Annotated in this window: 29 protein-coding genes; 17 read left to right on the top strand and 12 right to left on the bottom strand. The window is 69.9% G+C overall.

Translation table 11 applies throughout. The annotated features are described in order from the left end of the window. Positions 1 to 79: 79 nt before the first annotated feature. Together ACIRHA_RS23465 and ACIRHA_RS23460 are read right to left on the bottom strand one after the other, a co-directional pair. Positions 80 to 1474: a metallopeptidase TldD-related protein gene (locus tag ACIRHA_RS23465; RefSeq protein ID WP_403849030.1), complete on the bottom strand. Its 1395-nt coding sequence runs from the start codon at positions 1472 to 1474 to the stop codon at positions 80 to 82. 82 nt (positions 1475 to 1556) lie between these two features. Then, complete coding sequence (locus ACIRHA_RS23460) at positions 1557 to 3080, bottom strand: TldD/PmbA family protein (protein WP_403849027.1); 1524 nt, start codon at positions 3078 to 3080, stop codon at positions 1557 to 1559. A gap of 175 nt (positions 3081 to 3255) precedes the next feature. On the opposite strand from ACIRHA_RS23460, the gene fabG reads away from it, so the two are divergent. From fabG to ACIRHA_RS23445, 3 genes are all read left to right on the top strand, one after another. Beyond that, a complete protein-coding gene (gene fabG / locus ACIRHA_RS23455; protein WP_403849024.1) occupies positions 3256 to 3975 on the top strand; it encodes a 3-oxoacyl-[acyl-carrier-protein] reductase in 720 nt (239 codons plus the stop codon). 3 nt (positions 3976 to 3978) lie between these two features. Next, positions 3979 to 4755 (top strand): enoyl-ACP reductase FabI, encoded by a 777-nt coding sequence (gene fabI / locus ACIRHA_RS23450; RefSeq protein WP_403849021.1) that lies wholly within the window; start codon positions 3979 to 3981, stop codon positions 4753 to 4755. A gap of 88 nt (positions 4756 to 4843) precedes the next feature. Beyond that, entirely contained in the window at positions 4844 to 5215 is a 372-nt protein-coding gene (locus ACIRHA_RS23445; RefSeq protein WP_403849018.1) for a hypothetical protein, read from the top strand. On the opposite strand, the gene ACIRHA_RS23440 is transcribed toward ACIRHA_RS23445, so the two are convergent. Further along, a complete protein-coding gene (locus ACIRHA_RS23440) occupies positions 5190 to 5885 on the bottom strand; it encodes a FadR/GntR family transcriptional regulator (protein ID WP_403849015.1) in 696 nt (231 codons plus the stop codon). The genes ACIRHA_RS23445 and ACIRHA_RS23440 overlap by 26 nt on opposite strands. A 132-nt stretch (positions 5886 to 6017) precedes the next feature. On the opposite strand from ACIRHA_RS23440, the gene ACIRHA_RS23435 reads away from it, so the two are divergent. The 4 genes from ACIRHA_RS23435 (at position 6018) to ACIRHA_RS23420 (ending at position 8461) form a co-directional block, all read left to right on the top strand. Continuing rightward, positions 6018 to 7289: a CynX/NimT family MFS transporter gene (locus ACIRHA_RS23435; protein WP_403850082.1), complete on the top strand. Its 1272-nt coding sequence runs from the start codon at positions 6018 to 6020 to the stop codon at positions 7287 to 7289. Positions 7290 to 7364: 75 nt separating this feature from the next. Then, a complete protein-coding gene (locus ACIRHA_RS23430; RefSeq protein ID WP_403850079.1) occupies positions 7365 to 7475 on the top strand; it encodes an SGM_5486 family transporter-associated protein in 111 nt (36 codons plus the stop codon). A 176-nt stretch (positions 7476 to 7651) separates the two neighbouring features. Further along, positions 7652 to 7858 (top strand): hypothetical protein, encoded by a 207-nt coding sequence (locus ACIRHA_RS23425; RefSeq protein ID WP_403850076.1) that lies wholly within the window; start codon positions 7652 to 7654, stop codon positions 7856 to 7858. Between the two features lie 84 nt (positions 7859 to 7942). Further along, positions 7943 to 8461: a SixA phosphatase family protein gene (locus ACIRHA_RS23420; protein WP_403849012.1), complete on the top strand. Its 519-nt coding sequence runs from the start codon at positions 7943 to 7945 to the stop codon at positions 8459 to 8461. A 76-nt stretch (positions 8462 to 8537) separates the two neighbouring features. Here the strand turns inward: ACIRHA_RS23420 and serB are convergent, their stop codons facing one another. Next, complete coding sequence (gene serB, locus ACIRHA_RS23415; RefSeq protein ID WP_403849009.1) at positions 8538 to 9779, bottom strand: phosphoserine phosphatase SerB; 1242 nt, start codon at positions 9777 to 9779, stop codon at positions 8538 to 8540. Positions 9780 to 9958: 179 nt separating this feature from the next. Next, positions 9959 to 11434 (bottom strand): streptophobe family protein, encoded by a 1476-nt coding sequence (locus ACIRHA_RS23410; protein WP_403849006.1) that lies wholly within the window; start codon positions 11432 to 11434, stop codon positions 9959 to 9961. A 292-nt stretch (positions 11435 to 11726) separates the two neighbouring features. Between ACIRHA_RS23410 and ACIRHA_RS23405 the strand changes: the two genes are divergently transcribed. Beyond that, entirely contained in the window at positions 11727 to 14243 is a 2517-nt protein-coding gene (locus tag ACIRHA_RS23405; RefSeq protein ID WP_403849003.1) for an FHA domain-containing protein, read from the top strand. A gap of 113 nt (positions 14244 to 14356) precedes the next feature. On the opposite strand, the gene ACIRHA_RS23400 is transcribed toward ACIRHA_RS23405, so the two are convergent. The 3 genes from ACIRHA_RS23400 to ACIRHA_RS23390 all read right to left on the bottom strand — a co-directional run bounded on the left by ACIRHA_RS23400 (position 14357) and on the right by ACIRHA_RS23390 (position 17201). Then, on the bottom strand, positions 14357 to 15103 hold the full coding sequence (locus ACIRHA_RS23400) for a transglycosylase SLT domain-containing protein (protein ID WP_403849000.1): 747 nt from the start codon (positions 15101 to 15103) through the stop codon (positions 14357 to 14359). Between the two features lie 320 nt (positions 15104 to 15423). Beyond that, positions 15424 to 16506, bottom strand: a complete 1083-nt coding sequence (locus ACIRHA_RS23395; RefSeq protein WP_403848997.1) for an S-adenosylmethionine:tRNA ribosyltransferase-isomerase — start codon at positions 16504 to 16506, stop codon at positions 15424 to 15426. After that, positions 16506 to 17201 carry an SDR family NAD(P)-dependent oxidoreductase gene (locus ACIRHA_RS23390; protein WP_403848994.1) on the bottom strand — a complete coding sequence of 232 codons (696 nt, stop codon included), beginning with the start codon at positions 17199 to 17201 and terminating at the stop codon, positions 16506 to 16508. The genes ACIRHA_RS23395 and ACIRHA_RS23390 overlap by 1 nt, the downstream gene beginning before the upstream one ends. 293 nt (positions 17202 to 17494) lie before the next feature. On the opposite strand from ACIRHA_RS23390, the gene ACIRHA_RS23385 reads away from it, so the two are divergent. The 4 genes from ACIRHA_RS23385 (at position 17495) to ACIRHA_RS23370 (ending at position 20119) form a co-directional block, all read left to right on the top strand. Then, positions 17495 to 18586: a GAF domain-containing sensor histidine kinase gene (locus tag ACIRHA_RS23385; protein WP_403850073.1), complete on the top strand. Its 1092-nt coding sequence runs from the start codon at positions 17495 to 17497 to the stop codon at positions 18584 to 18586. Beyond that, entirely contained in the window at positions 18579 to 19220 is a 642-nt protein-coding gene (locus ACIRHA_RS23380; RefSeq protein ID WP_403848991.1) for a response regulator, read from the top strand. The genes ACIRHA_RS23385 and ACIRHA_RS23380 overlap by 8 nt, the downstream gene beginning before the upstream one ends. Positions 19221 to 19411: 191 nt before the next feature. Continuing rightward, positions 19412 to 19657 (top strand): chaplin, encoded by a 246-nt coding sequence (locus ACIRHA_RS23375; protein ID WP_403848988.1) that lies wholly within the window; start codon positions 19412 to 19414, stop codon positions 19655 to 19657. 222 nt (positions 19658 to 19879) lie between these two features. After that, complete coding sequence (locus tag ACIRHA_RS23370) at positions 19880 to 20119, top strand: chaplin (RefSeq protein WP_403848985.1); 240 nt, start codon at positions 19880 to 19882, stop codon at positions 20117 to 20119. A 79-nt stretch (positions 20120 to 20198) separates the two neighbouring features. On the opposite strand, the gene ACIRHA_RS23365 is transcribed toward ACIRHA_RS23370, so the two are convergent. Beyond that, on the bottom strand, positions 20199 to 20981 hold the full coding sequence (locus ACIRHA_RS23365; protein WP_403848982.1) for a hypothetical protein: 783 nt from the start codon (positions 20979 to 20981) through the stop codon (positions 20199 to 20201). Between the two features lie 165 nt (positions 20982 to 21146). Here ACIRHA_RS23365 and ACIRHA_RS23360 point away from each other — a divergent pair, with 165 nt between their 5' ends. The 3 genes from ACIRHA_RS23360 to ACIRHA_RS23350 all read left to right on the top strand — a co-directional run bounded on the left by ACIRHA_RS23360 (position 21147) and on the right by ACIRHA_RS23350 (position 23546). After that, complete coding sequence (locus tag ACIRHA_RS23360) at positions 21147 to 21944, top strand: ABC transporter ATP-binding protein (protein ID WP_403848979.1); 798 nt, start codon at positions 21147 to 21149, stop codon at positions 21942 to 21944. 77 nt (positions 21945 to 22021) lie between these two features. After that, positions 22022 to 22453: an NfeD family protein gene (locus ACIRHA_RS23355; protein ID WP_403850070.1), complete on the top strand. Its 432-nt coding sequence runs from the start codon at positions 22022 to 22024 to the stop codon at positions 22451 to 22453. 136 nt (positions 22454 to 22589) lie between these two features. Further along, a complete protein-coding gene (locus tag ACIRHA_RS23350; RefSeq protein WP_403848976.1) occupies positions 22590 to 23546 on the top strand; it encodes an SPFH domain-containing protein in 957 nt (318 codons plus the stop codon). Between the two features lie 66 nt (positions 23547 to 23612). Here ACIRHA_RS23350 and ACIRHA_RS23345 read toward each other — a convergent pair whose 3' ends face one another. The 3 genes from ACIRHA_RS23345 to ACIRHA_RS23335 form a co-directional block, all read right to left on the bottom strand. Continuing rightward, positions 23613 to 24119, bottom strand: a complete 507-nt coding sequence (locus ACIRHA_RS23345; RefSeq protein WP_403848973.1) for an HNH endonuclease — start codon at positions 24117 to 24119, stop codon at positions 23613 to 23615. 172 nt (positions 24120 to 24291) lie between these two features. Further along, positions 24292 to 24834, bottom strand: a complete 543-nt coding sequence (locus ACIRHA_RS23340) for a YbhB/YbcL family Raf kinase inhibitor-like protein (protein ID WP_403848970.1) — start codon at positions 24832 to 24834, stop codon at positions 24292 to 24294. A 69-nt stretch (positions 24835 to 24903) separates the two neighbouring features. After that, positions 24904 to 25686: a sporulation protein gene (locus ACIRHA_RS23335; RefSeq protein ID WP_403848967.1), complete on the bottom strand. Its 783-nt coding sequence runs from the start codon at positions 25684 to 25686 to the stop codon at positions 24904 to 24906. A 114-nt stretch (positions 25687 to 25800) separates the two neighbouring features. On the opposite strand from ACIRHA_RS23335, the gene ACIRHA_RS23330 reads away from it, so the two are divergent. Further along, positions 25801 to 26442 (top strand): DNA-3-methyladenine glycosylase, encoded by a 642-nt coding sequence (locus tag ACIRHA_RS23330; RefSeq protein WP_403848964.1) that lies wholly within the window; start codon positions 25801 to 25803, stop codon positions 26440 to 26442. A 128-nt stretch (positions 26443 to 26570) separates the two neighbouring features. Next, on the top strand, positions 26571 to 26816 hold the full coding sequence (locus tag ACIRHA_RS23325) for a hypothetical protein (protein WP_403848961.1): 246 nt from the start codon (positions 26571 to 26573) through the stop codon (positions 26814 to 26816). Positions 26817 to 26972 lie beyond the last annotated feature (156 nt).

Raw genomic sequence — 26972 nt, 5'->3', positions numbered from 1 at the left:
TTCTTGGTCTCCTTGAACAGATCTGCTGGAACCCTGCCAGTCTATGGGCGCCCACCGACACCGCCGTACGGCGCCGGTCTCAGACGCCCTGGCTGACCGAGCTCATGTTGAAGTCCGGCACCCGCAGTGCGGGCATCGCAGCCCGAGTGAACCAGTCGCCCCACTCCCTGGGCAGCGTCTTTTCCGTCCGCCCCGCCTCCGTGGCCCGGCCGAGCAGGCCGACCGGCGACTCGTTGAACCGGAAGTTGTTCACCTCGCCCACGACCTCGCCGTTCTCCACGAGGTACACGCCGTCGCGGGTGAGACCGGTGAGCAGCAGCGTCGCCGGGTCGACCTCGCGGATGTACCAGAGGCAGGTGAGCAGCAGCCCGCGGCCGGTGCCCGCGACCATCTCGTCCAGGGACTTCGCGCCGCCGCCGTCGAGGATCAGGTTGTCGATCGCCGGGGCGACGGGCTGCCCGGTGAGCGCGGCGCTGTGCCGGGTCGTCGTGAGGCGCTTGAGCTCCCCATCGGAGATCCAGTCGGTGGCGTCGACCGGCAGCCCGTTGTCGAACACCGACGACGCGTCGCTGGAGGCGTGCGCGAGGACGAACGGGGCCGATTCGAGCCCCGGCGCGTGCGGATCGCTGCGCAGGGTCAGCGGCAGCTCGCTGAGCCGCTCGCCCACCCGCGTACCGCCGCCGGGCTTGGAGAACACGGTGCGGCCCTCCGTCGCGTCCCGCGCCCCCGACGACCACATCTGGTAGATCAGCAGATCCGCCACGGCGGTCGGCGGCAGCAGCGTCTCGTAGCGACCCGCGGGCAGGTCGATACGCCGCTGGGCCCACCCGAGCCGGGTCGCGAGCTCCGCGTCCATCGCCGCCGGGTCGACGTCCTTGAAGTCCCGCGTGGAGCGCCCCGCCCACGCGGACCGCCTGCGCCCGTGCGACTTGGCGTTCAGCTCAAGCGTCCCGTTGGGCTGGTCGTGACGCAGCCGCAGCCCCGCGGACGTACCGAGGTAGCTGCTGGTCAGCTCGTGGTTGGCGAACCCGTACAGCTCGCGTCCACCGGCACGCGCGCGTGCGAACGCCTCGCCGAGCGCCGGCGCGAAGTCGGCGAAGACGGCGGACGAGGTCTCGGCGGGCGCGTCCGTGAAGTCGGGGGAGTGCGGTACGTCGCCGATCAGCGGCTGCGCGTCCTCGGCGGGCCCGGCCTTGGCGGCGGCCTCCTCCGCGGCCCGTACCAGCGATTCCAGGTCGTCCGCGGTCACGGCCGACCGGGACACGACGCCGGACGCTGTGCCCTCCTTGCCGTCGACCGTCGCGACGACGGTGAGCGTGCGCCCGCGCGTGACGCCGTTCGTGGTGAGCGCGTTGCCCGCCCAGCGGAGATTGGCGGTGGACGTCTCGTCGGCGATGACCACACAGCCGTCGGCCCGCGACAGCTCAAGGGCACGCTCGACGATCTCGTACGGCTTGCTGGCACGCGGACTCATCGACCGGCCTCCTGCGTCGTGTTCAGACTGTGCTTTCCCGGGGGACAACCCCCGGACCCCCGGCCGGTTCCGTGCGCGGCGCTCATCGACCGGCCTCCTGCGTCGTGTTCAGAATGTTGACGCCCTTGAAAAGCGCGCTCGGGCAGCCGTGCGAGACGGAGGCGACCTGGCCCGGCTGCGCCTTGCCGCAGTTGAAGGCGCCGCCGAGGACATACGTCTGCGGGCCGCCGACCGCCGCCATGGAGCCCCAGAAGTCGGTCGTCGTCGCCTGGTACGCGAAGTCCCGCACCTGCCCGGCGAGCTTCCCGCCCCGGATCGCGTACGCGCGCTGCGCCGTGAACTGGAAGTTGTAGCGCTGCATGTCGATGGACCACGACCGGTCACCCACCAGGTAGAGGCCGCGCTCCACCCCCGAGATCAGGTCCTCCGTAGCGAGCCCGCCCGGATCCGGCTGCAGCGACACATTCGCCATCCGCTGTACGGGGACGTGCTCGGGGGAGTCCGCGTAGGCGCAGCCGTTGGAGCGCTCGAAGCCGGTCAACCGGGCGATGCGCCGGTCGAGTTGATACCCGGCGAGGGTTCCGTCCTTCACCAGGTCCCAGGACTGCCCCGCCACGCCCTCGTCGTCGTACCCGATGGTGGCGAGCCCGTGCTCGGCCGTCCGGTCGCCGGTCACGTTCATGATCTCGGAGCCGTACTTGAGCTTCCCGAGCTGGTCGAAGGTGGCGAAGGAGGTGCCCGCGTATGCCGCCTCGTAGCCGAGCGCACGGTCCAGTTCGGTCGCGTGCCCGATGGACTCGTGGATGGTCAGCCAGAGGTTGGACGGGTCCACGACCAGGTCGTACGCGCCCGCCCTGACGCTCGGCGCGCGCATCTTCTCGGCGAGCAGCTCGGGGATCTCGGCGAGCTCCCGGTCCCAGTCCCAGCCGGTCCCTGTGAGGTACTCCCAGCCGCGACCCACCGGCGGCGCGACGGTGCGCATGGAGTCGAACTCGCCACTGGAACCGTCCACGGCGACCGCAGTCAGCTCCGGGTGCAGCCGCACCCGCTGCTGGGTCGTGACGGTCCCCGCCGTGTCCGCATAGAACTTGTTCTCATGGACGCAGTACAGCGAGGCGTCCACATGGGACACCCCGTCCGCCGAGAGCAGCCGAGCGCTCCAGTCGGCGAGCAGCCCGGAGCGCTCCTCTTCGGGGACGCTGAAGGGATCGATCTCGTACGAGGAGATCCAGGTCTTGTCCGCGTGCACCGGCTCATCGGCCAGCTCCACGCGCTCGTCGGACCCGGCCGCCTTGATGACCTGCGCGCTCAGCTTCGCCATCGCCACGGCCTGCGAGGCCACCCGCGCCGCGCCGCCCATCGTCAGATCGACACCGGAGGCGAACCCCCAGGTCCCGCCGTGCACCACGCGGACCGCGTAGCCCAGGTCCGTGCTGTCGGATGACCCCGACGGCCTGGCGTCCCGCAGCCGCACGGAAGCGCCGCGCACCCGCTCCAGACGGAAGTCCGCGTGTTCCGCTCCCAGCGCGCGTGCGCGCGCGAGGGCGGCGTCGGCGAGTGCCCTCAGGGGCAGTGCGAGGAACGACTGATCGATCTCGTGGGCCATGGGCGGCTTCCCCTTCTGTCGCGGCACAGTGCGTGTGAGTGAACCACGACACGCGCTGTCTGTGGGAACCCCACAGACAGCACCCCCTCGCCCTGTCGTCCCCGGATTCGGCACCCGGTGCCGCGGCCGGATAGGTTCAGGACGTACCTGACCGCCGAAACGAAAGGGTGATCCGTTGAGCCGCTCGGTTCTCGTCACCGGGGGAAACCGGGGCATCGGCCTCGCCATCGCCCAGGCCTTCCTGGAGCAGGGCGACAAGGTGGCCTTCACCTACCGCTCCGGAGAGCCCCCCAAGGAGCTCGTCGACGCCGGTGCCCTCGGTGTCCGCTGCGACATCACGGACTCCCAGCAGGTGGACGCCGCCTACAAGGAGATCGAGGAGAAGCACGGCAACGTCGAGGTCCTCGTCGCCAACGCGGGCGTCACCAAGGACCAGCTCCTCATGCGCATGTCCGAGGAGGACTTCACGTCCGTCCTCGACACCAACCTCACCGGCACCTTCCGTGTCGTGAAGCGTGCCAACCGCGGCATGCTGCGCGCCAAGAAGGGCCGCGTCGTGCTGATCTCCTCCGTGGTCGGGCTGCTCGGCTCGGCGGGGCAGGCGAACTACGCCGCTTCGAAGGCGGGTCTGGTCGGTTTCGCTCGCTCGCTCGCCCGTGAGCTCGGGTCGCGCAACATCACCTTCAACGTCGTCGCCCCCGGTTTCGTGGACACCGACATGACCCAGGCGCTCACCGACGAGCAGCGCAAGGGCATCGTGTCGCAGGTGCCGCTCGGCCGGTACGCGCAGGTCGAGGAGATCGCCGGAGTGGTGAAGTTCCTGACCTCCGACGACGCCGCGTACATCACTGGAGCCGTCATCCCGGTTGACGGCGGACTGGGAATGGGTCACTGAACCATGGCTGGAATCCTCGAGGGCAAGAAGATCCTCATCACCGGTGTGCTGATGGAGTCCTCCATCGCCTTCCACACCGCGAAGCTGGCCCAGGAGCAGGGTGCGGAGATCATCCTCACCGCCTGGCCGCGGCCGACGCTCACCGAGCGCATCGCCAAGAAGCTCCCTGAGCCCGACAAGGTCAAGGTCCTGGAGCTCGACGTCTCGAACGACGAGCACCTCGCCCGCCTCGAGGGCCAGGTCCGCGAGCAGCTCGGCGACCGGCTCGACGGCGTCGTGCACTCCATCGGCTTCGCGCCGCAGGACGCCCTCGGCGGCAACTTCCTGAACACGCCGTTCGAGTCCGTCTCCACGGCCATGCACGTCTCCGCCTTCTCCCTGAAGTCGCTGACGATGGCGCTGCTGCCGCTGATGAGCGAGGGCGGTTCCGTCGTGGGTCTGACCTTCGACGCGAAGTTCGCCTGGCCGCAGTACGACTGGATGGGCCCGGCCAAGGCCGCCCTTGAGGCCACCAGCCGCTACATGGCCCGCGACCTCGGCAAGCAGAACATCCGCTGCAACCTGGTCTCCGCGGGCCCGCTCGGCTCCATGGCCGCGAAGTCCATCCCCGGCTTCAGCGAGCTGGCGTCTGTGTGGGACTCCCGCGCTCCGCTGGAGTGGAAGCTCGAGGACCCGGAGCCGGCGGGCAAGGGCATCGTCGCGCTGCTCTCGGACTGGTTCCCGAAGACGACGGGCGAGATCGTGCACGTCGACGGCGGTCTGCACGCCATCGGCGCCTGACACCCAGGGGCTGTAGCTCACTCGTTCGGCCCACCGGCCGGGCGGGCCGTGGGGACCTCCACGCACGCTGGTGCGAGGAGGTCCCTACGTGCGTCTGCACCCCCGTTTCACCGCCGCCGTCGTCCTGCTGATATCGCTGCCGTACCTCGCCGCGTGCACCCCCGCGCAGGGGGCGACAGCCGAAAAGGACGGCCACGCGCGCGTGGCCGACAAGAAGCGGGAGCGTTCCGGCGCCGCGTGCCGGATCGACATCGACCGCGACCTCGTGAGCGCCACCTGCCACAACCCGTACCCCACGATCGACCGCGTCGCCCTGCACATCGAGTGCGCGACGTGGTGGGACATCGACACGGACGCACGCCCGAAGGCGGTCTTCCCGGCCGGGACGCTACGGATGGACGGCCGGTGCTGGAAGAGCGTGCGGACCGCCTGGGTCAGTCACCACGTACCGGCGCCGTGAGGCGCCCGGGGCGGCAGTCGAACGGATAGCGCGCGGCCTCTTTGGCGGCGGCCTCGGCGTCGCCGACCCGGATCGCGTCGACGAGTGTGGCGTGGTCCATGTGGTTCTCCGCGGTGAGCCGCTCGCCCACGTCCTCGCGCAGCCAGTCCCGCATGACCTCGCCCAGGTCCGCGTACATCGCCGTCAGTACGTCGTTGTGGGACGCGGCCACCACGGCCAGGTGGAACGTCGCGTCCGCCGACACGAACGCCTCCGTGTCCCCGGACGACCAGGCCTCCTCGCGCCGCACGAGCAGCGCGTCCAGCTGCTTCAGGTCCCGCTCGGTGCGCCGCTCCGCCGCGAACTTCGCCGCGCTCGACTCCAGCGTGGCGCGCAGCTCCGCGATGTCCTGCGGGGCGGCCTCCGCGAACCGCCGCTGCATGACACCCGCCAGCTCACTCGTCGCCACGACGTACGTGCCCGAACCCTGGCGGATGTCCAGCAGGCCGTTGTGCGCGAGGGCGCGCACCGCCTCCCGCACCGTGTTCCTGGCCACACCCAGCTGTTCCACGAGCTCGGGCTCCGTCGGAATGCGGGAGCCCACCGGCCACTCGCCCGTGGAGATCTGGGCGCGCAGGGCGGAGATGACCTGCTCGGACAGGGCCGAGCGCTGGGGCGAGGTCAGCGGCATGACATTCCTTCGTGCGGGCGGGGTCGTGCGGACGGAGTCGTGCGGGCGGTGTCGTACGGTAGCGAACCGATTGGACAACCAATCATCCCATGATTCTAAGATGGCCTCATGGCTAGCGAGGAAACCCCGACGATGGCACCACCGGGCGCCGACCCCGAGACCCCCCTGCGGACCGAGAAGCACGCCCCGCGCGCGTGGGTGGTCCGGCTGGTCATGGTCGGCATCGTGCTCGCCGCGGTGAACCTGCGGCCTGCCATCACCAGCCTCGGCGCGCTCCTCGAAGAGGTTCGCGACGGGCTCGGGATGAGCGGCAGCGTCGCCGGTCTCCTCACCTCCGTACCGCCGCTCTGCTTCGCCGTCTTCGGCGTGATGGCGCCCCGGCTCGCCAAGCGCTTCGGCCCGAGCGCCGTCGTCTGCGCCGGCATGTTCGCCATCGCCGCGGGCCTCGTCATCCGCCCGTTCACCGGCGGCACCGCGGGCTTCCTCGTGGCCAGCGCGCTCGCCCTGATGGGCATAGCCGTCAGCAACGTGCTGATGCCGGTCATCGTCAAGCGCTGGTTCCCCGACAAGGTCGGCACCATGACCGGCCTGTACTCGATGGCCCTCGCGCTCGGCACCTCCACCGCGGCCGCCGCGACGGTGCCGGTGACCTCGGCGCTCGGCGGGAGCTGGCAGGCCGGGCTCGCGGTGTGGACGGTGCTCGCCGTCGCGGCGGCTCTGGCCTGGCTGCCGCTCGTGGGCAAGAAGGACACGGCCACCCTGGCGGCCGCCGCCTCGCCCGCCGCGGAGTCCGCGGCGGCCTCCGAAGGCAGCGGTCTGCGCATCGCCCGCAGCCGTACCGCCTGGGCGCTCGCCGTCTTCTTCGGGCTCCAGGCCACGGCCGCGTACATCACGATGGGGTGGATGGCGCAGATCTTCCGCGACTCGGGAGTCTCCGCCTCGACCGCGGGTCTGCTGCTCGCCGTCACCATGGCGATGGGCATCCCGCTCGGCTTCGTCATCCCGCGCATGGCCGCCCGGCTGCCCAGCCAGGGGCCGATGGTGATCGCCCTCGGCGTCTGCGGTCTCGCCGGTTACGCGGGCCTGTACTTCGCCCCGGCCTCCGGCGCCTGGGCGTGGGCGCTGCTGCTCGGCATCTCCAACTGCGCCTTCCCGCTCGCGCTCACCATGGTCGGGATGCGGGCCCGCACGGGTGCGGGAGTCGCCAAGCTGTCCGCCTTCGCGCAGTCCACCGGCTACCTGATCTCGATCCCCGGACCGCTGCTCGTCGGCGTCCTCTACCAGCACAGCGGGGGCTGGGGCGCGCCGATCGCGCTCATGGCCGCGCTGATGGTGCCGCAGATCGTGGTCGGCGTGTTCGCGGGCCGGCGCCGCACCGTCGAGGACGAGGCGGGCCCGGCCTGATCCGAACGACAGGCCCAAGGCGGCCCCGGCATCCTGAGCGGCGGGGACAGGTGCGACACTTGGCGCATGTCGCCTGTGCTCGAGCCGAATCCCCAGAACGGCCAGAAGAAGCTGCTCCTCGTGCTCGGCGCGATGCTGGCCATCACCGTCGTGGTCGGCATCATCGCGTCCATCGCCGCGCCCTGACGCCATGGTGGGGCTTTCCCCACCATCCCTTAGGGGGACAGTGTCAGGGTGAAGTGGGTGGATCACCGGATGGGACCGAGGCCCCCGGTTCCGTACCTTCGAAGTGTCGCCGAGATCGTCGGCACACCGGACGAAGCGCATACGGAACACGGACCTCGGAGGCAGCAGCCATGTCGATGTCAGCCCCCACGTACTCCCAGCCCCGAGCGGCAGCCCCGGGTCGCGTCGACATCCGGCTGCCGTGGTGGGCGATCGTGCTCCCGGCCGTGGCCTTCGTGGCACTGCTCCTGCTGATCCTCAACCCGGCCGACGCCCAGGCCGTCGCGGGCGAACCGAGCCTGGTCCACATCCTGGGACGCGCCAAGGACCTGGTGCTCCGCTAGGGCCTGCGTACGTCGTTCACTCGTGCCGGGCGACCCCGTCAACTCCCTGCGCCCGGCGAAGGGTTTCATGCGAAGCTGGGACGCATGAGCGTCGCAGAACCCCGCAGGATTGTCCTTTTCCGGCATGCCAAGGCGGACTGGCCCCAGGTCTCCGATCATGAGCGGCCGCTCGCCGAGCGGGGCCGCAGGGACGCCCCCGTCGCCGGCCGCAAGCTGGCCGACGCAGGCATCTCCTTCGACCTGGCCCTGTGTTCGACCGCCACGCGTACCCGAGAGACCTGGAAGCTCGCCGTGCAGGAGATGCCGGAGCGACCGAAGACCGTGTACGAGGAGCGGATCTACGAAGCGTCCCCCGGCGAACTGATCGCCGTGCTGAACGAGACACCCGACGACGTGCACAATGCCGTGCTGATCGGCCACAACCCCGGCGTGCAGGCCCTCTCCGAGATCCTCGCCGCGGACGCCGAGGGCGACGCCCGGCAGCGGCTGAACCGACGTGGCTTCCCGACCGCCGCGTTCTCCGTGCTCACGTTCACCGGACCGTGGAAGAGCCTGGAGCCCGGCACCGCCACGCTCGCCGACTACTGGGCACCGAGCGAGTAACCGCCACTGCCCGTCCGTCATACGTACGACGTGGGGCCCGGTACCGACGATCGGTACCGGGCCCCACGCATGACGTCTACGCGCCCTGCGCGTCCGCGGCCTCGACCTCTTCGCGCGTGACGCCCAGCAGATACAGCACCGTGTCGAGGAACGGCACGTTCACCGCGGTGTGCGCGGCCTCGCGCACGACCGGCTTGGCATTGAAGGCGACACCGAGCCCGGCCGCGTTCAGCATGTCCAGGTCGTTCGCGCCGTCACCGATCGCCACGGTCTGCTCGAGCGGCACCCCCGCCTCGGTGGCGAACCGCCGCAGCAGACGCGCCTTGCCCGCGCGGTCCACGATCTCGCCCGTGACCCTGCCGGTCAGCTTGCCGTCGACGATCTCCAGGGTGTTCGCCTGCGCGAAATCGAGCCCGAGGCGCTCCTTCAGGTCGTCCGTGACCTGCGTGAATCCGCCGGATACGACACCCACTTGGTAACCGAGACGCTTGAGCGTACGGATCAGGGTGCGCGCGCCCGACGTCAGCTGGACCTCGCTGCGCACCTTCTCCACGACCGAGGCGTCGAGGCCCGCGAGCAGCGCCACGCGCGCGTGCAGCGACTGCTCGAAGTCGAGCTCGCCGCGCATCGCCGCCGCGGTCACCTCCGCGACCTCGTCCTCGCAGCCCGCGTGCGCCGCGAACAGCTCGATCACCTCGTCCTGGATGAGCGTCGAGTCGACATCCATCACGACGAGGCGCTGCGCACGCCGGTACAGCCCGGCAGAGACGACCGCCACGTCCACGCCCAGCCTCGCGGCCTCTATGGCGAGGACCGTGCGCAGCTCCTCCGTCGCGGTGCCGGACACCGCGAACTCGACCGCCGTCACGGGGTACTTCGCGAGCCGGAAGATGCGGTCGATGTTGCCGCCGGTGCCGGTGATGGAGGCCGCTATCGACGCGGTCGACTCGGCGGTGAGCGGGTGACCGAGGACGGTGACGTGGGAGCGGCCCGTGCCGCGCGGACGGTTGTCGCCGATGCCGGAGATGATCTCCGCCTGCATCTTCATCGACTCCGCCCAGCTGTGGACGGTCGACCGCAGGTCCCCCTCGAGCCCGGCCGGCGGCTGGGTGACCAGGGCGCACAGGACGATGCGGCCACGCGTGACGACCTGCTCGATGTCGACGACATCCACGGAGTAGGCGGCGAGGGTGTCGAAGAGCCCGGCGGTGATGCCGGGCCGGTCCTTGCCGAAGATCTTGACCAGAAGAGTGGGGACGTCCGCCGGAACGTCCACGGAAGGGGCATCAGCGGTGGGCTGGGGCTGCGAAGCGCTCATGATGAGGTCTACGTTATCGGTCCTTTGTACGGCCACCGCAATCAAGGTCCACCCCTCAAGCCCCGCCGGCGTGTGAGGCGCGGGGCCCGGGGCAGCACCCCGATCCTTCAAGCCCCGCTCTTGTGACGAGAGCCCGCGGGGCCCGGAGCAGCGCCCCGCGACCGTTCCACGGGCCACCCTCACGGTTCGTACGGCCGCAGATACGGATTCGTATCCGGATCGGCCGGCCGATAGGGCCGACTGGGCTGATACGGCCCGGCCGCCCCGGACGGCCCGTCGCCCTGCGGCCGCACCGAACGAGCCGCCCCGGTCGCATACGCCAGCACCGCCCCAATCGCACCCGCCCCCGCCCCCCACACGGCCCCCAGCAACACCGCCGTCCCGACCCGCCCGTGCAACTCGACCCCCGCCCCGAACGCGTCGAACCCGAGGACCGACAGCGAGGCCCCCGCCGACACATCGGTGAGCCACACCAGGAGCGGCAGCGCGAGCGCCGTCACGCCCCCCAGCCGCAACGCGCACCGCCCCGCGAACCCCCAGACGCCCCGCGTCACGGGCGAACGCACCGCCGCCAGCACCCCGGCGAGCAGCATCATCACGGCCACCCCGACGCCCAACAGCCACACCCTGCCGTCGAGTTCCGCGAGCCGCCCCAGCGTCACCGGCTCGTTCGCCGACGCCTTGAGCAGTTCGTCCAGCGGATCCGGCAGCAGCTTCGCGAGCTCACCCGTCGCCTTGCCGTCCCAGGGCACGAAGAGACCGAGGGGGATGCCGAGCCACACCCCGTTGGGCGCCCCGAGCAGCGCGGCGCCCGCGATCCGCTTCGGATGATCGTCGCCGATCATCGCGTACGCGGCCGCTGCCAGGCCCGCGACAACCGCCATCAGCAGCACCGCCACGAGCGCCGACGCGGCCGGGCGGACGGTCCGGTGCAGCGGGGCGAGCGCGCGCGGCAGCGGAGTGCGCCGCGACGCGAGCAGGGCGATCACCAGGACGCCCACCACGAACGCCGCGCCGCCGAGCAGCGAAGGGACCGTCTCCACGGTGAACCCGACGGAGGCCTTCGCGTCGACCAGATCGCCGACCTTGTCGGGCAGCAACCCGCCGATCCCTCCCGGCAGTTTGTCCGAGATGCCCTCCGGCAGCCCCTTCCCGCCGCCCGTGATGTCGTCGAGCCCCAACTGCGATCCGTCGATCGTGATGATGTCGTGACCGGCCCAGATGAGGCCGCCCATCATCGCCACGAAGAGCGCCACCACTGCGCCGGCGCGCGCGAGGAGCTCCCTGGGCGACACCTCAACTCCCGCCGCCCGCAAGGAGCGTAGAAAGAACCAGCCCAGTGCGAGCGCCCCCACCAGGCCCACGCCGAGTGGCCAGATGTCGATCGAGGTGTCCGCCTGCGCGCCCTTGAGCCCGAAGGCCGAGACGTCGCCGGACGGCGTCACGTGCCCGCCCGCGCCGAGCGCCACCACCGCTGCCGTCATCGGCCCGAGCGAAGCGACCGTGTCGGCGTCCAGCAAGTGCAGGCCGAGCGCCGCGACTCCGGCCATGGCGATGAACGCCCAGCTCACCGCGGCGACGGCGGACAGCAGGACATCGCCGACGGGCAGGCGTGCGCGCCGCTTCGCTTCGTGGCCGCTCTCCGCCATGGCCATCAAGGACCCCCCGATCCGCCCCGCCTCGCCCCTGAGATCCCATTTGTGCGTGATCCATGGGGAGTTGTGGGCTCTTACCACTCTCCGGGGCCGCATCCGTACCGTCAACGGGGCGGGTGCCAAGGGGCGTACAGGAGGTGCGAACGGGCTCGGCGCAAGGCCCGCCTTTCGGTCACGGAGTGCTTCCTGAAATAGTTCCTCACGATGTTCGACATCCCTAGACTCCCCATGTCGGGGGAAAAACTCGGGGGACAACTCAGTGGGGCATGGAGTGCCTGATCTCGTACTGGAATTGAATGGCAGGACCTGGACGCTCGACGCGTCCAGGCCGTACACCCTCGGACGTGATCCGCAGGGTGACATCGTGCTCGACGACGCCCGGGTGTCCTGGCGTCACGCCACGATCAGCTGGGGCGGCCGCAGTTGGGTCATCGAGGACCACGGCTCGACCAACGGCACCTTCGTGCAGGGGCAGCGGATCCACCAGATGGAGATCGGCCCCGGCTCGTCCGTGCACCTGGGCAACTCCACCGACGGCCCGTGCCTGACCGCGCAGGGCAGTGCCCGCGCCGCCGCCGTGGCCTCACCGCACCAGGCTCAGCAGCAGGCCGCCGGCCTCGCACAGCAGCCGCCACCGCAGCAGTACCAGCAGCAGCCGAGCTGGTCCCAACAGGCTTCCCAGCAAGCGCCCCAGCAGCGCGAGGCGCCGGGGCAGCAGTGGCAGCAGCAGCCACCGGCGCAGAGGGTGCCGCAGCAGCACGGCGCCGGCGGGGTCGCGGGGGCCCCGCCCGTGTACGGCGACCGCAGCCCCACCACGTTCCACCAGCTGGCACTCGGCCGCGTCATGCGCATCGGCCGCTCCCTGGAGAACGAGCTGGTCGTCTCCGACCTCCAGGTCTCGCGGCTGCACGCCGAGTTCCACGCGTCGCCCGACGGCCGCTTCGAGATCCACGACCTGGGCTCGCACAACGGCACGTACGTCAACGGCCAGCCGATCCCCAAGGGCGGCACGGCACTGCTCGGCGCCACCGACATCGTGGGCGTAGGACACTCCACGTTCCGCCTGGTCGGCGACCGGCTCGAGGAGTTCGTCGACACCGGTGACGTCTCGTTCTCCGCGCGCCATCTGACGGTCACCGTCGACGGCGGCAAGCAGATCCTCAAGGACGTCTCGTTCGGTGTCCCGGAGAAGTCGCTGATCGCCGTCATCGGCCCGTCGGGTTCCGGCAAGTCGACGCTGCTCAAGGCGCTCACGGGCTACCGCCCCGCCAACCAGGGCGATGTCCTCTACGACAACCGGAACCTCTACAAGCAGTTCGCCGAGCTGCGCCAGCGCATCGGTCTGGTCCCGCAGGACGACATCCTGCACAAGGAACTCACCGTCAAGAAGGCGCTCAAGTACGCCGCCAAGCTGCGCTTCCCCGCGGACACCAGCGAGCAGGAGCGCCAGCAGCGCATCGACGAGGTGCTGCGCGAACTCAAGCTGGACATCCACAAGGAGAAGAAGGTCACCTCCCTCTCCGGAGGCCAGCGCAAGCGCGTCTCCGTGGCCCTGGAGCTGCTGACCAAGCCGTCGCTGATCTTCCTGGACGAGCCCACATCGGGCCTCGACCCGGGCATGGACCGCGATGTCATGCAGCTGCTGCGCGGACTGTGCGACGACGGCCGCACGGTCCTCGTCGTCACCCACTCGGTGGCCGAACTGGCACTCTGCGACAAGCTGCTCGTGCTGGCGCCGGGCGGCGCCGTCGCGTACTTCGGCCCGCCGGAGGAAGCTCTCAACTTCTTCGGCTACAAGACGTGGGCCGACGTGTTCTCGGCGTTCGAGAACTACCGCGACTACGACTGGGCGGGCCGCTGGAAGGGCTCGCAGCACTACCAGATGTACGCGGCCGACATCGACGCCGTCGCCGCGCAGTCGGACCCGGTGGCGCCGCCCGCAGCGATCAAGGCGCCCAAGACACAGCCCTGGGGCTCCCAGCTGATCACGCTGATCCGCCGCTACTGCTCGGTGATCGCCTCGGACAAGGGCTTCATGGGCCTGATGGTGATCCTGCCCGCGGTGCTCGGCATCGTCTCGGTGGTCATCCCGGCCGATTTCGGTCTGGGCCCGCCCAAGCCGCCGGCCAAGTTCAATGGCGACGCCGGCACGATCATGCTGATCATCGCGGTCGGCATGTGCTTCTCCGCGGCGGCCAACTCGGTCCGTGAGCTGATCAAGGAGCGGGTCATCTACGAGCGCGAACGGGCCACCGGCCTGTCCCGCTCCGCGTACCTGATGTCCAAGGTCATCGTCCTCGGCGTGATCACGGCCGTGCAGGGCGTCATCATCTGCGCCATCGGCTTCTCGACACGTGACCTTCCGAAGGAAGGTCTTGTGCTGCCGCCGGCCGCCGAACTGTGCATCTCGATCATCGCGCTCGGCTTCGCGTCGATGATGTTCGGGCTCGTCATCTCCTCGCTGGTGAAGACCTCCGAGAAGACGATGCCGCTGCTCGTCATGTTCGCGATCGTCCAGGTCGTGTTCACCGGCGTGCTCTTCCAGATCTACGGCACCGTGGGCCTGGAACAGTTCGCCTGGCTGATGCCGTCCCGCTGGGCGGTCGGCGCCGCGGGCGCCACCCTGGACCTCGGTCACCTGATGCCGCCGTGGGACCCGCAGAAGCCGAACGACCTCGACCCGCTGTGGGAGCACTCGGTCACCCAGTGGGGCATCAACCTCACGGTCCTGATCGTGCTCGGCGTCATCTGCGGCATCGCGGTCGCGCGCCTGCTGCGCCGGCACGAGCCCGAGGTCATGCGCAAGTAGGCGACCCACCGCGGACACACCTGCGGACACACGAAGGGCGGCACCCTGTGGGTGCCGCCCTTCGTGCCGTGGGGGTTCAGCGTGTGCCGGACCTGGAGGTCCCGACTACAGGATCAGTACGCGCTGTCCACGTTGTCGATGGAGCCGTACTTGTCGGCCGCGTAGTTGGCCGCGGCCACCAGGTTGGCGACCGGGTCGGTCAGGCTGTTCGCGGTGCCGTCGACGTGGTAGGTGTCGAAGGTCGGCTGGATGACCTGCAGCAGGCCCTTGGACGGCGTGCCGTTCACCGCGTTGACGTCCGTGTTGTTCTGCGCGTTCGGGTCACCGCCGGACTCACGCATGATGTTGCGGTGCAGGCCCTCGTACGAACCCGGAATGCCCTTGTCCTTCATGATCGCGAGGGCGTGCTTGATCCAGCCGTCCAGGTTGTTGGCGTAGACGGGCTTGCGGGCGGCGGCACGCGCGGCGGCCTCCTGGGCCTCGCGCTCCTTCTTCGCCTGCTCCTCGGCCTTCGCCTTGGCCTCGGCCTGGGCCTTCTTCTCGGCCTCGGCCTTCTTCTTCGCCGCGGCTTCCTGGCGGGCCTTCGCCTTCGCCTCGGCCTGCTTGGCCTTCTCGCTGGCGGCGGCCTGCTGGTCGGTGACGCTGGCGTGGACGTCCTTGATCTGCTTCGCACCGGCGTCGGTGGTGAACGCGACCGGGGCGGCGGCGACCGTCGCGTCCTTCGCCTGGGCCTGGGTGTCCTGACCCGGCACCAGCGTCACCGCGAGGGCGGCGGCACCGAGAGCGGCGACACCGGCGAGCGAGAACTTGTGGGCTCGGGTCAGCTGACTATGGCCGGCGTTGGAGCTGTGCTTGGACATGAGACGGGGACCTCTCTAAGAACGGAAGTCGCTCGCAGACCGGGGGACCGGACGGTCGTGTTTAGGACACGAACCCCACGGGTAGGACCCCGCGGCGCCGAACAACGATGGACATTCTTAGCGGCCGCAAAATGCCGAGGCAAAGGTGTGATCTACGAAGCCGGGTAGTGGGCCGAGGGGGCACGAAAAGGGACAGGAAGCCGATGTCCGACTTCCTGTCCCAGTGCAGCAACGGGACCAAGGTCCCGTACCTATCCACTACGGACCTTCGTACGTGACGTGGACCCTATGCGCGGCGTCACACGCACCCCCTCCCGAACTCACCGATAGTTGCCACTGCAACGCACAGCGTGAGGGCCCTCCTCCGGCAGGATGAGGTGCACGTCGCCGAACTCGTGCCACAGGTAGCGGCCCCTCAGCGCCTCCTCATACGCACGGTCCACCGCGGCCCGCCCCGCCACCGCCTCCAGCATCAGAAGATGGGAGGCCTCCGGCTCGTGCAGCCCCGTCAGCAGCCCGTCCACCACCCGCACCCCGCGCTCGGGCGTCACGACGAGACCCGTCCAGCCACGCGCCGCCCGCACGACCCCGTCGGCGTCGACGGCGGACTCCACGGCCCGCACCGCGGTGGTCCCCACGGCGATGACGTTCTGTCCGGCGGCCCGCGCGGCGTTGATCAGGCGGGCCGAAGCCTCGGGCACCTCGAAACGCTCCGCATAAGGAGGCTCGTGGGACTCGGTGGACGCCACACCCGTATGCAGCGTGATCGGCGCGAACTGCACACCGCGGCTCACGAGCCGCGACACGATCGACTCCGTGAAGGGCCGCGCCGCACTCGGCATCTCCGCACTGCCCGCCCCGGCGGGGTACGGCAACGCGAACACCGTCTGGTAGGCGGCCAGCGGCTGGTCCCGCTCCGTGTAGGAGTAGCGGATGGGCCGCCCCCGCCGGCCGAGCAGCGCGGGCACGCCCCCGGTCGCCCGCACCCACCACAGCCGCTCGCTCCCGGCCGCCAGGGGCTCCTCATAGGTGAGGCGTACGCCGCCGGGGAGCTCGATCACGGACCCCACTGGTCCGCCGGCGCGCGCCCGCGTCGTGCCCCGGCCGTCCGGGTCCCGCAGCTCGACCGCCCAGCGCCCGTCGTCGCCGCGCGTCGAGAAATGCACGACCACGCGTGCGTGCCCCAGCGTTCCGTCCACGGCGGCCGCCAACGTAGGAGACGTGTTGACGACGAGCAGATCCCCGGCCCGCAGCACGGACGGCAGCTCGGGGAACCGGTGATGGGTGGCCTCCGTGCCGCGCGACACCAAAAGGTGTACGGACGATCTGTCCCGCCCCGGCCCCCGCTGCTCGGCCGGGACCCGCGCCGACAGTTCCTCGGGCACCCGCAGCGCCAGCGCCATCACGCCTCCAGGAGGGACGGGGCCGAGTACCGGCCGCTCGCGGGACGTCGGTCCATGAGGCTCAGGAAGGCGGGGACCACGTCCTCGGGGCGCGGCACCTCGCTCAGATCCTCGTCCGGCTCGGCCGCCGCCAGCATGTCCGTCCGCATCCCGCCCGGATCCACCGCCCACACCCGCAGGCCGGGCTCCTCCACCCCGAGCACGGCGGAGAGCTGATCGAGGGCGGCCTTCGTGGAGCCGTAGCCACCCCAGGTGCCGTACGCCTCCGTGGCCGCGTCGGAACTCATGTTGATCACCGTCCCGGCGGGCGACTCGCGCAGCAGCGGAAGTGCCTCCTGGAGCAGGCCCAGCGGGGCCACCACATTGACCTCCAGGGCCGCCCGGAACGCGTCGAGGTCGTGCACGTCCAGCGGTTGCAGTGGCGTCACACCGAGCACGCTCGCGTTGTTCACGAGCAGGTCGAGCCCGCCCAACTCCCATGCCGCCGCGATCAGTTCGACGCGGTGCGCGAGGTCGGACACATCGCCCGGCACGGCCTTCACCGCCCCGCCGTGCTTGCGCAGCAGCTCCGCCACGTCCTCCAGCGGCCCCGCGGAGCGTGCGTCGAGCACCAGATCCCAGCCCCGCTCGGCCAGCGCCGCCGCGAGCGCCCTCCCGAACCCCCGCGAGGCCCCAGTGATGATCGCTACCGTCATGACAACCGTCCCCTTGAGTACGTCATCCGTTGTGCGTCGTGACCTCAACGTAGGAACGCGGCGGCCCTCGGCGCCTCGTACGCGAGCAGCAACAACGCAGGGCCCTTCGCCCTACGCCGACCGACCTAGGCGGGGGACTCCTCCGGTCCGATCCGACTGTCGGACCCCGCCGGTACGGTGAGGTCATGAGTCATGGTCACGGGGAAGAGGGGGGCGGGCCCGCCGGGCCCTCGGTCAAGGGCGGTGGTGGGCGACGGGAGGGCTTGGCGGCGGTGAGCGCCGCGCTCCTCGCCATGAGCAGGCATCTCGAGGTGCGCGACGTCCTCAAGACGATCGTCGCCTCGGCCCGCGAGCTGCTCGACGCCGAGTACGCGGCACTCGGCGTGCCCGACGACCACGGGGGCTTCGCCCAGTTCGTCGTCGACGGCGTCAGCGACGCGCAGTGGAAGGCCATCGGCCCGCTGCCGCGCCAGCACGGCATCCTCGCCGCGATGCTCCACGACGCGAAGACCGAGCGCCTCGCCGATGTCCGCAAGGACCCCCGGTTCGAGGGCTGGCCCTCCGCCCACCCGGACATGTCGGACTTCCTCGGCCTGCCGATCAAGGACGGCGAGGAGACGATCGGCGCGCTCTTCCTCGCGAACAAGAACTGCCCCAAGCCAGAAGGCGGTTGCGGCTTCACCCAGGACGACGAGGAACTGCTCGGCATCCTCGCCCAGCACGCGGCCATCGCGCTCACGAACGCCCGCCTGTACGAGCGCAGCCGCGAGCTCACCATCGCCGAGGAGCGCTCCCGCCTCGCCCACGAACTGCACGACGCGGTGAGCCAGAAGCTCTTCTCGCTGCGCCTGACCGCACAGGCCGCCGCGACCCTGATGGACCGTGACCTGGAGCGCGCCAAGGGGGAGTTGGCGCACGTGGCGGAGCTCGCGGCGGAGGCGGCCGACGAACTGCGCGCGGCCGTGGTCGAGTTGCGCCCCGCCGCCCTCGACGACGACGGCCTGGTGGCCACGCTCCGTACACAGATCCAGGTCCTCGACCGCGCCCACTCGGCGCACGTCACGTTCACCACCGGCGGCATAAAGGCGCTGCCCGCGGCCCAGGAAGAGGCGATGCTGCGCGTCGCTCAGGAGGCGCTGCACAACGCGCTGCGCCACTCCGGAGCGGAGAAGGTGCGGGTCACGCTCGACAAGCACGGCCAGGGCGCCGTGTTGCGCGTCACCGACGAGGGGGCGGGCTTCGACCCGAAGGCGATCCGCAGTGCGGGCCGCCACCTGGGCCTCGTCTCCATGCGGGACCGGTCGAGCGGCGTCGGCGGCAGGCTCACAGTGGAATCGGAGCCCGGCAAGGGCACCACGATCGAGATGGAGGTCCCCGGTGGCTGACCCGATCAAGGTACTGCTGGTCGACGATCACCAGGTCGTCCGCCGGGGCCTGCGCACCTTCCTGGAGGTGCAGGGCGACATCGAAGTCGTCGGCGAGGCTGCGGACGGCGCCGAAGGGGTCGCCCGCGCCGAGGAGCTGAAGCCCGACGTCGTCCTGATGGACGTCAAGATGCCGGGCATGGACGGAGTCGACGCCCTGCGCCGGCTCCGTGAACTCGACAATCCCGCCAAGGTGTTGATCGTCACCAGCTTCACCGAGCAGCGCACCGTCGTCCCCGCCCTGCGCGCGGGGGCCGCCGGTTACGTCTACAAGGACGTGGACCCGGACGCCCTGGCCGGCGCCATCCGTTCCGTGCACGCGGGCCACATCCTGCTCCAGCCGGAGGTGGCGGGCGCACTGCTCGCCCAGGATGAGGGCAACAACGGGCAGGGGAGGGGCGGTTCACTCACGGAGCGCGAGCGCCAGGTGCTCGGACTGATCGCCGACGGCCGCTCGAACCGGGAGATCGCCCGCGCCCTCGTCCTCTCCGAGAAGACGGTGAAGACCCATGTCTCGAACATCCTTATGAAGCTCGATCTGTCGGACCGTACCCAGGCCGCCCTGTGGGCCGTGCGGCACGGCGTCACGGGCTGAGGGCACGCGCGGGCGCCCTGGTGGGGCGGCAACGGGCGGCAATGGGCGGCAACACGGAGCGTCGCACTCCGTTCTGGAATTCATACCGTCGTGTAGATGTCCCTCGGACGGCGTATCCCTTCCGGCGGTGCCGCGTTCTTCAATGCGTGCTGCGGCGGTCGTGTCGCGGCGACCGCTAGGAGGACCCAGAAGTGAAGAACCTGAAGAAGGCCGCGGCCGTCACCCTCGTGGCCGGTGGCCTTGTCGCCGCCGGTGCGGGACTCGCCTCCGCCACCGACGGTGCGCAGGCCCACGGCCACGCCGTGAAGTCCCCGGGCGTCGGCTCGGGCAACCTGGTGCAGGTCCCGGTCCACGTTCCGGTGAACGCCGTGGGCAACACCGCCACGGTGATCGGCGCCCTCAACCCGGCGTTCGCGAACGACGGCTACAACGGCTGACGCGCGCTCAGGCTTCGCCGGCCCCCGGGGTGTTCCCCGTGGGGCCGGTCTGCTTTCGCGGGCGGCTCTCCTGTTCGATAGCGCGACTGGTCGATTCGTCGGCCTATTGATCCAATCGGGCGGTTCGCGCGTTCGCCCCGTGTCTGCCGCGCGCCCCGCGCGTTTCTCAGCGTGCGACCCCGCGGCTGGGGTCGGACCGCAATATCTGGAGGAACGCTTCTCATGAACATCGCCAAGAGGGCCGCCGTGGCCGTCGCTGTCGCCGGTATCGCTGCGGGTGCCGGCGCCGGTGCCGCCTTCGCCGACTCGAACGCCGACGGTGTGGCCGCGAACTCCCCGGGCGTCGGCTCGGGCAACAACGTGGGCGTCCCGGTCCACGTCCCGGTCAACGTCGACGGCAACTCCGTCAACGTGATCGGCCTGCTGAACCCGGCGTTCGGCAACACCGCGGCGAACAACTGAGTCTCGCCGCCCCTGAGGCACAGGAAGGCCCCCACGGACCCGGTCCGTGGGGGCCTTCCCTCCTTTCCCGACCCTGCCCTCAGCCTCGCTCCCGCTCCTCCACGAACGCGTTGTACGCGGCCACCTGCGCGCGCCGGGCCGTCCGCTCCACCGGGCGCAGCGCGAGTGCCCGCGCCCCCATCTCCGACGCGCTCACCGCGCCACCGTGCCCGCTCTCGTACGCCACGGAGACCAGCAGCCCCACTCGCTGCGCCAGCTCCAACACCCGCACGGCACGCCCCGGATACCCCGGCGCCAGCGCCTCGCGCCCCCGCTCGGCCCGCGCCCGGTACGCGTCCACGGCGGCCTCGGACACCGGCCCGGACCCGGCCACGTCGAGCCGCGTCAGCACCTCGGTCGCGTCCCGCAGCGCCTCCGCCAGCTCCCGCTCCGCCTCGCCGAGCGAGGGCACATCCGCCGGCGGCGCCTCCCGCACCGGCAGGCAGTGCCACATCACCTGGGCATGCACATCGCCCTCGGGACCGACCTCGTGCACCTCCGGGACGAACCCGAGCGCGGCGCCGTGACAGACCACCGCCTCCTCGGCCTCCAGAGCCCGCGCGTTGAACTCCGGCGGACCGCTGAGGCCCAGCGGATGGCCCGGCGCGGGCAGTGCCACGCGCAGTCCGCCGACGCCGAGTGCCCGCAGGCGGCCGAGCGCCAGCGTCAGGCCGACGGGCCCGGCCTCGCCCGGAAGCCCCGCCACGCGGTGCGATGTGTCCTCGCCGACAATCGCGAGCGCCGCGTCATCGGGTGCGACAAATCCACCAAGAAGGGCATTTCCCCAGGCCGCGAGGCGTCCGGAGCGTGGTTCAGTGAGCATGCGCTCCACCTTAGGAGCCCGCAAAGGCGTCAAAAGCCCGACCGATGGAATGGACCGCTGGGGCGGTGGCGTAAGTTTTCCCTGGGGGCCGTGCCGAGCAGGAACTATGCGAAGGCATGACGGACGCGGCGAACAGACGAGACTGCAATGGGAGACAACGCGCTCATGAGCGATGTACTGGAGCTGGAGGACGTATCCGTGGTCCGCGAGGGCCGGGCTCTGGTGGACCAGGTCTCCTGGTCGGTGAAGGAGGGGGAGCGCTGGGTCATCCTCGGACCCAACGGCGCGGGCAAGACCACCCTCCTGAACCTCGCCTCGAGCTACCTCTTCCCGAGCGGCGGCACCGCCACCATCCTCGGTGAGACCCTCGGCAAGCCCGGTACGGACGTCTTCGAACTGCGCCCGCGCATCGGCGTCGCCGGCATCGCGCTCGCCGACAAGCTGCCCAAGCGGCAGACCGTCCTGCAGACCGTGCTCACCGCCGCGTACGGCATGACGGCCGGCTGGCAGGAGGAGTACGAGGACGTGGACGAGCGGCGCGCCCGCGCGTTCCTCGACCGCCTCGGCATGAGCGAGTACCTGGACCGCAAGTTCGGGACGCTCTCCGAAGGAGAGCGCAAGCGCACGCTGATCGCCCGCGCCCTGATGACCGACCCCGAGCTGCTGCTCCTCGACGAGCCCGCGGCGGGGCTCGACCTCGGCGGCCGCGAGGACCTGGTCCGCCGCCTGGGCCGCCTCGCCCGCGACCCGATCGCCCCCTCGATGATCATGGTGACGCACCACGTCGAGGAGATCGCCCCCGGCTTCACGCACGTCCTGATGATCCGCCAGGGCCAGATCCTCGCCGCGGGCCCGATCGAGCTCGAACTCACCTCCCGCAACCTCTCCAAGTGCTTCGGCCTCCCGCTGGTCGTCGAGGAGAACAACGGCCGCTGGACTGCCACCGGTCTGCCCCTGAGCTGACCCTTCGCGCCCCCGCGCGGACCGGATGGCCCCTGTCCGCGCGGCAGTTGCGGATCTACCATGGCCCTGTGGCAGACATCGACGCAGACGCATGGGTGTGGTGGCTGATCGGGGCGGCCGCACTCGGAATCTTCCTCGTCATCACCGCCATGCCCGAACTGGGCATGCTGGCCGTCGGCGCCGTCGCGGGCGCCGTCATGGCGGGCATGGGCGGCGGTGCCGTCCTCCAAGTGGTGGTCTTCGCCGCCGTGTCGTGCGCCCTCATCGTGGTCGTACGCCCCATCGCCAGGCGCCAGCGCGCGGAACCGCCCCAACTGGCCACCGGCGTGGACGCCTTGAAGGGCAAGCAGGCCGTCGTCGTCGAGCGCGTCGACGGACAGGCGGGCGGACGGATCAAGCTCGGCGGCGAGATCTGGTCGGCCCGCGCCCTCGACGCGGAGGCGACGTTCGAGCCGGGCCGCCAGGTCGACGTGGTCGAGATCGAGGGGGCCACGGCGATCGTCATGTGAACCGATATGTGGCCCGAACCAGCCCCGCCACGTGGGCAGTTCTGACACACTCGACTGCGCAAGACCTCATGATCTTCCGGCGCGAGGGCGCCGGGACCACGACGGTACGAACGGTACGAGGGGCACGGGAGACTCGATGTCAGCGATCATCATCGTCCTGATCATTCTGGTGGTGTTGGTCTTCATCGCGCTGATCAAGACCATCCAGGTCATCCCGCAGGCCAGCGCCGCCATCGTCGAGCGCTTCGGCCGCTACACACGCACGCTGAACGCGGGCCTGAACATCGTCGTCCCGTTCATCGACTCGATCCGCAACCGCATCGACCTCCGCGAGCAGGTCGTGCCGTTCCCGCCGCAACCGGTGATCACCCAGGACAACCTGGTCGTCAACATCGACACCGTCATCTATTACCAGGTGACGGACGCGAGGGCGGCCACGTACGAGGTCGCCAGCTACATCCAGGCCATCGAGCAGCTCACCGTCACCACCCTGCGAAACATCATCGGTGGCATGGACCTGGAGCGGACCCTGACGTCCCGCGAGGAGATCAACGCGGCGTTGCGCGGCGTCCTCGACGAGGCCACCGGCAAGTGGGGCATCCGTGTCAACCGCGTCGAACTCAAGGCGATCGAGCCGCCCACCTCCATCCAGGACTCGATGGAGAAGCAGATGCGCGCCGACCGTGACAAGCGTGCCGCGATCCTCACCGCCGAAGGTATCCGCCAGTCCCAGATCCTCACCGCCGAAGGTGAGAAGCAGTCCGCGATCCTCAGGGCCGAGGGTGAGGCGAAGGCCGCGGCCCTGCGCGCGGAGGGCGAGGCCCAGGCCATCCGCACGGTCTTCGAGTCCATCCACGCCGGAGACCCGGACCAGAAGCTGCTCTCGTACCAGTACCTGCAGATGCTCCCGAAGATCGCCGAGGGCGACGCCAACAAGCTCTGGATCGTCCCCAGCGAGATCGGCGACGCCCTCAAGGGACTCTCGGGCGCCTTCGGCAACTTCGGCTCGCCGAGCGGCGGCAGCGACGCGAAAACCCCGCCGGTGATGCCGACACCGCCCGCGCCGCGCCGCGAACAGCCGCCGATCGACTAGAGCTCGCCGTTCGTACACGACGAGGGCCCGCCGACCATGCGGTCGGCGGGCCCTCGCGTCATGTCCCTATGCGGCGGTCCGCGCCAGCCAGTCCGGCAGCCCGGTCCGCCCGCCGGCCCCCAGCGACAGCAGCATCGCATCGGCGGGTGTCGGCTCGAACGGCTGTCGCAGCAGCGGCATCCCCGCCTGCTCGGGCGTCCGGTTCGCCTTGCGGTGGTTGTCGGCGGCGCAGGACGCCACCGTGTTCAACCACGAATCAGCACCGCCGTGCGACCGCGGCACCACGTGGTCGACCGTCGTCGCCCGCCTGCCGCAGTACGCGCACCGGTGCTGATCCCGTACGAGCACGCCCCGCCTGGACCACGGCGCGCGTCTTCGGAACGGCACCCGGACATACCTGCACAGCCTGATCACCCGGGGCACCGGAATATCGATCGCGGCACCGCGCATGCGCAGCTCGGGGTGGACCTGCTCGACGACGGCCTTGTCCTGCAGCACCAACACGACGGCTCGATTGAGCGTCACCGTGGAGAGCGGCTCGAAGCTCGCGTTCAGCACCAGTGTGTCCCGCACCCTGTCCACCTCCCGTACGCAGCGGATCGCCCCTCGGCGTCCGTGCGTCAACTCTGGCCGTGCACGCCAAGATGGACAACGCAATAAGTGCGGCCTCACACAGAAAATGCCCGCCCCTGATCAATTCCATGACCAGAGGCGGGCAAACGTTCAGTGAACGCCGGGCTGGGAATCAGCCCTCGGCGGGCGCCCCGTACTCGGCGACGACCTGGGCCCGGGCAATCGTGTGAAACCGCAGGTTGAACCCGACGAAAGCGGGAGAAGCATCCGAATCCGGGCCGAGCTTCTCCTGATCGACCGCGTACACGGTGAACACATAACGGTGGGCGGGGTCCCCGGGAGGCGGTGCGGCGCCCCCGAATTCCTTCGTCCCGTAGTCGTTGCGCACCTGTACGGCGCCCTCAGGAAGCCCCTCGAACTTGCCGCTGCCGGCACCCACCGGCAACTCGGTCACCGAGGCCGGGATGTCGAACACGCTCCAGTGCCAGAACCCGCTGCCGGTCGGCGCGTCCGGGTCGAAGCACGACACGGCGAAGCTCTTGGCCTCCGCCGGGAAACCCTCCCACCGCAGGTGCGGCGACGTGTTCCCGGCCGCGTACACCTGCGCATCGTCCAGCGTCCCGCCCGGCTCGAAGTCCTGGCTCACGACGGTGAACGACGGCACCTGCGGATGAAAGTCATGAGGAAGCGACGCCCTCTGGGGCTGCTCGGTCACAACGACACCTCCTGAATCTCTACGGAAACACTGGTCCCACAGAGCCTTGTCGACCCTGCTCCTGAAACCCTAGAACCAGTTTCTCTTGCTGCCGACCTCGGACAGCCACTGGTGCAGATACGCCGACCAGTCCGTCCCCTGGAAGTCGTGGTGCCCGGCGACGAACGACCGGAACGTGTCGCTGCCCTCGCTGAACAGCCCCGGCTTCTTGTCCATCTCCAGTACGACGTCCATCTCCCGGTCGTCGGCCACGAAGCTCAACTCGACCTGGTTGAGTCCCCGGTACTGCTGCGGCGGGTGGAACTCGATCTCCTGGTAGAAGGGCAGCTTCTGCCGCGTATTCCGGATGTGCCCGCGCTCCATGTCCGCGCTCTTGAACCGGAAGCCGATGCGGATGAAGGCGTCGAGGATCGCCTGCTGGGACGGCAGGGGGTGCACATTGATCGGGTCGAGGTCACTCGAGTCGATGGCCCGGGCGATCTCCAGCTCGGTCGTCACCCCGATGTTCATGCCACGCAGCTGCTGCCCGTCGATCGTCGTAACGGGCGTCTCCCACGGAATCTCGAGCCCAAACGGAACGGCGTGCACGGCCTGCGCCTTCAGCTCGAACGCCCCCCCGAGCCGCACCTTGGTGAACTCGATGTCCTGCTTCGTCTCCTGGTCGTTGCCCTCGACCTCGACCCGCGCCTGCAGACCGACGGAAAGCCCCTCGATCTCCTGGTCGACGGACCCACCTTGGATCCGCACCTCTCCCTGAACGACACCACCGGGCACGACATTGACCTCGGTGAGCACCGTCTCCACGGACGCCCCGCCCGCGCCCAGACTCGCCAACAGCCGCTTGAACCCCATGCCTCGATCTCCTCCGTGTGCGAATCACTGCTGATACTGCTGACTACAAACGCGGGACACCCGCGCCCGGTTCCGCGAGCGCCTGTCCCACCCGCTCCACTACCCTCGGAGAGCATGATCGCGGCCCCTGACCGTACGCCCCTGGCACGTGACTTCTTCGACCGACCTGTACTGGAAGTCGCCCCCGACCTACTCGGGCGCACGCTGGTCCGGCACACCCCCGACGGCCCGATCGAGCTCCGCCTCACAGAGGTCGAGGCGTACGACGGCGCGAACGACCCCGGGTCCCACGCCTACAGAGGCCAGACCGCCCGCAACAACGTGATGTTCGGGCGCCCCGGACACGTGTACGTCTACTTCACCTACGGCATGTGGCACTGCATGAACCTGGTCTGCGGCGAGGAGGGCAGGGCGAGCGCCGTGCTGCTCCGCGCCGGCGAGATCACCGAAGGCGTCGAACTGGCCCGCAAGCGTCGACTATCGGCCCGGCATGACAAGGAACTGGCCAAAGGCCCGGCCCGCATGGCTACGGCCCTCGGAGTGGACCGTTCCTTGGACGGCACCGACGCCTGCGTCCGCGGGGACTCCCCGTTGAGTGTTCTGCATGGCACCCCTGTACCCGCTGACCAGGTGCGCAACGGCCCACGTACGGGCGTTTCCGGCGAGGGCGGCGTCCACCCCTGGCGCTTCTGGGTCGCCAACGACCCGACGGTGAGCCCTTATCGGGCCCATACGCCGCGCCGCCGCTCAACTTGACGCGCCCTTGCGGGATCCGTAATGTGGCCCGAGCCGCTGAACCCGGGTCTGGCTCTCAGCCAACCACCGGAAGCGGCCAAACCACTCATTGCGACTACCCTTCGCGGGGGTCTTTTCGGCGTGCCTGCATGCCGAAATTCGAATCCGCGAAACTCGATTATGAGTTGCCGGGAGATTCGGCTAATGTGGTGGACACGCCGAAAGGCAAAGGCCCCCAACGGCCACCGGAATTGAAATCCGAACCGGAAACGGAACGGAAAACGGATCTGGTAGAGTTGGAAACGCAAGAACAGCAGGACCGAAGGGAAGCGCCCGGAGGAAAGCCTCAGCAAATGTTGCTGTGGGTGAGTACAAAGGAAGCGTCCGTTCCTTGAGAACTCAACAGCGTGCCAAAAATCAACGCCAAAATTTGTTGATACCCCGTCTCCAGCATCTGCTGGGACGAGGTTCCTTTGAAAAGTCCTGCCGGTCATTTGATGGGCAGGCGCACAGCGAGGACGCTGTGAACGGTCGGATTATTCCTCCGACTG

The organism is Streptomyces sp. NPDC102360 (genome assembly GCF_044766085.1).
Lineage (GTDB): Bacteria > Actinomycetota > Actinomycetes > Streptomycetales > Streptomycetaceae > Streptomyces.
Note: the sequence above shows the minus strand (reverse complement) of the source record. Positions and strands in the feature narration are given on the sequence as shown.

What these genes read in the sequence shown, in the direction of transcription:
- ACIRHA_RS23330 (WP_403848964.1), top strand. Translation starts at nt 25,801, where the DNA reads ATGATCGCGGCCCCTGACCGTACGCCCCTGGCACGTGACTTCTTCGAC.
- ACIRHA_RS23460 (WP_403849027.1), bottom strand. Translation starts at nt 3,080, where the DNA reads ATGGCCCACGAGATCGATCAGTCGTTCCTCGCACTGCCCCTGAGGGCA.
- ACIRHA_RS23435 (WP_403850082.1), top strand. Translation starts at nt 6,018, where the DNA reads ATGGCACCACCGGGCGCCGACCCCGAGACCCCCCTGCGGACCGAGAAG.
- ACIRHA_RS23370 (WP_403848985.1), top strand. Translation starts at nt 19,880, where the DNA reads ATGAACATCGCCAAGAGGGCCGCCGTGGCCGTCGCTGTCGCCGGTATC.
- ACIRHA_RS23335 (WP_403848967.1), bottom strand. Translation starts at nt 25,686, where the DNA reads ATGGGGTTCAAGCGGCTGTTGGCGAGTCTGGGCGCGGGCGGGGCGTCC.
- ACIRHA_RS23365 (WP_403848982.1), bottom strand. Translation starts at nt 20,981, where the DNA reads ATGCTCACTGAACCACGCTCCGGACGCCTCGCGGCCTGGGGAAATGCC.
- ACIRHA_RS23440 (WP_403849015.1), bottom strand. Translation starts at nt 5,885, where the DNA reads ATGCCGCTGACCTCGCCCCAGCGCTCGGCCCTGTCCGAGCAGGTCATC.
- ACIRHA_RS23465 (WP_403849030.1), bottom strand. Translation starts at nt 1,474, where the DNA reads ATGAGTCCGCGTGCCAGCAAGCCGTACGAGATCGTCGAGCGTGCCCTT.
- ACIRHA_RS23325 (WP_403848961.1), top strand. Translation starts at nt 26,571, where the DNA reads ATGCCGAAATTCGAATCCGCGAAACTCGATTATGAGTTGCCGGGAGAT.
- ACIRHA_RS23400 (WP_403849000.1), bottom strand. Translation starts at nt 15,103, where the DNA reads ATGTCCAAGCACAGCTCCAACGCCGGCCATAGTCAGCTGACCCGAGCC.
- ACIRHA_RS23410 (WP_403849006.1), bottom strand. Translation starts at nt 11,434, where the DNA reads ATGGCCATGGCGGAGAGCGGCCACGAAGCGAAGCGGCGCGCACGCCTG.
- ACIRHA_RS23425 (WP_403850076.1), top strand. Translation starts at nt 7,652, where the DNA reads ATGTCAGCCCCCACGTACTCCCAGCCCCGAGCGGCAGCCCCGGGTCGC.
- ACIRHA_RS23390 (WP_403848994.1), bottom strand. Translation starts at nt 17,201, where the DNA reads ATGACGGTAGCGATCATCACTGGGGCCTCGCGGGGGTTCGGGAGGGCG.
- ACIRHA_RS23360 (WP_403848979.1), top strand. Translation starts at nt 21,147, where the DNA reads ATGAGCGATGTACTGGAGCTGGAGGACGTATCCGTGGTCCGCGAGGGC.
- serB (WP_403849009.1), bottom strand. Translation starts at nt 9,779, where the DNA reads ATGAGCGCTTCGCAGCCCCAGCCCACCGCTGATGCCCCTTCCGTGGAC.
- ACIRHA_RS23420 (WP_403849012.1), top strand. Translation starts at nt 7,943, where the DNA reads ATGAGCGTCGCAGAACCCCGCAGGATTGTCCTTTTCCGGCATGCCAAG.
- fabI (WP_403849021.1), top strand. Translation starts at nt 3,979, where the DNA reads ATGGCTGGAATCCTCGAGGGCAAGAAGATCCTCATCACCGGTGTGCTG.
- ACIRHA_RS23350 (WP_403848976.1), top strand. Translation starts at nt 22,590, where the DNA reads ATGTCAGCGATCATCATCGTCCTGATCATTCTGGTGGTGTTGGTCTTC.
- ACIRHA_RS23385 (WP_403850073.1), top strand. Translation starts at nt 17,495, where the DNA reads ATGAGCAGGCATCTCGAGGTGCGCGACGTCCTCAAGACGATCGTCGCC.
- ACIRHA_RS23395 (WP_403848997.1), bottom strand. Translation starts at nt 16,506, where the DNA reads ATGGCGCTGGCGCTGCGGGTGCCCGAGGAACTGTCGGCGCGGGTCCCG.